Origin of the sequence: Dolichospermum compactum NIES-806 (assembly GCF_002368115.1) — a bacterium.
Lineage (GTDB): Bacteria > Cyanobacteriota > Cyanobacteriia > Cyanobacteriales > Nostocaceae > Dolichospermum > Dolichospermum compactum.
Genome location: NZ_AP018316.1, coordinates 4333504 through 4335890, shown reverse-complemented (window position 1 = coordinate 4335890; position 2387 = coordinate 4333504). Strand labels below are relative to the sequence as shown.

The following is a 2387-nucleotide window of genomic DNA, read 5'->3' as shown; positions in this document are numbered from 1 at the left end:
AGACTGCATAAATCCTGCAAATAAACAGATTTTTGATATCTGACGCACCTTACCAATGTGCCAGTTGCGTAAGTCCTGATCAAATCCCTTCAGGGGAAATTCAAACTATTCCTGGTCAACTATTTGAGGATAAACAATTTGGAATTGAGATCAAATATCCTCAAGACTGGAAGGCTGAAAAACAAGAATATAGTCCGTTAACCGGGGGAACTATAGCCAAAATATTCCCTAATACTTCTAGTACGAATCTCGAAGTAGGGCTATTTATCCGTATCGAAGATATACAAAAATCTCAGACTTTATCAGAGTATAATCAGGCTGCTATCCAACAAATTAAAAAATCCGTTAAAAACGTCCAAATTCTCGAACAACAATCGAAAAAACTAGATAATCGAGAGGGATATCAAATAGTTTATACAGGTCAAGATCAAATTCATAACTTCAGGTTTAAGTCCATGGAAGTTTGGACTATTAGTGATTCAAAAGTTTATATTCTGACTTACCGAGCAGAAGAAAAACTCTATGATCCCTTTCTCAAGGATGTAGAACAAACCATGATGAGGTCTTTTCATATAGAGCCTATTGGTCTATGAGAGGGTCTTTGAAAAGGGGCTAGAAGTATGGCTAACGCCACGCTTCGCTATCAGGAGTACGACTAAAGCCACGCTACGCTATCAGCAAGCCCTATTTATACATTAAAAAATTTTCAAATATCCTCTGAGGTACAGCAGGGTAATATACCTTGCCAGTTGACATTTGCACACTAGTTATATTAACGTAGGATTGATTCAACTCATAAGTTTTTTGTAACCATCTTAATAACCTGATTTCTTATTGCTTTAGTTATGAAAAATAACCTATCAGTACCCTTAACTGGTCTGGCTTTAGCCTTAAGTGTCACTTTAGCCAGTAATCAACCCAGCCAAGCTCAAAGCCGTCAATTTACTTGTGTGAGTGATAACTATCCAGTAACCGTGGTTCGTCACCCAAGCAAAGGTAGTGTGGCCTTAATTGTGTGGACAGATAATAGCTGGATTAGTAGTAAATTGACACCTCAAAAACGTTGTCAAGAGGTATCAGATCGTTTCCAGAAACTTCAAAATCAAGGTCAACTGAAAATCCTGAAAACGGGAACAGTTAACGGTCAAGATGTGATCTGTGGTTTAAGCAATAATCAGGGAGTTTGCAATAAGAGAAATGTTTTACTGACCATGAAAAAGGATCGTGACCCCAAGCAGGTTCTCGAACAACTATTGAATACCCGTGTTGCCGCAGGTGGAGAGGCTGTTTACCTCAGTGGCGACCAAGAAGGACACATTAAACCAACAATCAACCGTGATGGCACTGCCAGCGTTGACATTGATCAGGTGATCAACGGTAAAAGTGAGCCGATCTGGTAAATTGGAAATTATAGGGGGAAAATCATGAGTTGGCGCATAGGAATGGTCGCTGTTTTTGCACTAACTGGTTCTGTTTTGCCTTTGGCAACTTCAGTGTCGTCAGTTCTAAAACCCCCTTTTTCAATAGTTAATTTGTGGTCTGGACAGGAACAAATTCAACTTGAACAAGCAGCCCGTTTAATTACAGTTAAGATTCTGAGTAGCCATAGAGAAAAGCGCGATCGCTCATTAGGTTCTGGTGTACTATTTTATAAAGATCATAAAAATCACTTAACCTCAACCTATGGAGTAATTACCAATAATCACGTTTTACAAGCCGGTGAAGCTCCCTATTCTATTCAAACTCCCGACGGAAAAACTCACCGTACTAAACCTGTGGTGCGGAAAAAACAACTGAGGGGAAATGATTTAGCCTTATTAGAATTTGTAGCTGACTCAGAATACAGGATTACCACCAAATCAAATCAACAAGCCGCCATTGGAGATGGAGTAATAGCCGCAGGTTTTCCCCTCAAAAATAGCCAAAGCAAATATCGGGGGTTTGTGATTAAACCCGGTAACATTGAATTGGTATTGGATAAAGCCCTAGAGGGAGGATACCGAATTGGCTCTACCAGTGACGTAGAAAAAGGGATGAGTGGCGGACCCCTATTGAATCGCGCAGGGGAATTAGTGGGAATTAATGGACTTCATGCCAACCCAATTTGGGGTGATCCTTATGTTTTTGAAGATGGTTCTTACCCAACGGACGCACAACGAGAACAAATAAGTCAATATAGCTGGGGTATTCCCTTAGAAACAGTCAAGCAATTATTGTTTGCCAAAAGCAAGTAGGGGTAGCGCCCCCGTGCCTACCCCCGTATTTTGGGCAACCACAGGGTGTTGATTCCCCGTATTTGGGGCAACCACAAGGTGTTGATTCCCCGTATTTGGGGCAACCACAAGGTGTTGATTCCCCGTATTTGGGGCAACCACAAGGTGTTGATT

3 protein-coding genes are annotated in these 2387 nt (G+C 40.9%); all 3 read left to right on the top strand.

Annotated elements, in window-relative coordinates; genetic code table 11:
• Window positions 1-32 precede the first annotated feature (32 nt).
• The 3 genes from CA730_RS20075 (at window position 33) to CA730_RS20065 (ending at window position 2234) form a co-directional block, all read left to right on the top strand.
• Window positions 33-593 (top strand): PsbP-related protein, encoded by a 561-nt coding sequence (locus CA730_RS20075; protein WP_157750030.1) that lies wholly within the window; start codon window positions 33-35, stop codon window positions 591-593.
• A gap of 252 nt (window positions 594-845) precedes the next feature.
• Entirely contained in the window at window positions 846-1400 is a 555-nt protein-coding gene (locus tag CA730_RS20070) for a COP23 domain-containing protein (protein WP_096669972.1), read from the top strand.
• Window positions 1401-1424: 24 nt separating this feature from the next.
• On the top strand, window positions 1425-2234 hold the full coding sequence (locus CA730_RS20065) for a S1 family peptidase (protein ID WP_096669970.1): 810 nt from the start codon (window positions 1425-1427) through the stop codon (window positions 2232-2234).
• Window positions 2235-2387 lie beyond the last annotated feature (153 nt).

What these genes read in the sequence shown, in the direction of transcription:
- CA730_RS20070 (WP_096669972.1), top strand. Translation starts at nt 846, where the DNA reads ATGAAAAATAACCTATCAGTACCCTTAACTGGTCTGGCTTTAGCCTTA.
- CA730_RS20065 (WP_096669970.1), top strand. Translation starts at nt 1,425, where the DNA reads ATGAGTTGGCGCATAGGAATGGTCGCTGTTTTTGCACTAACTGGTTCT.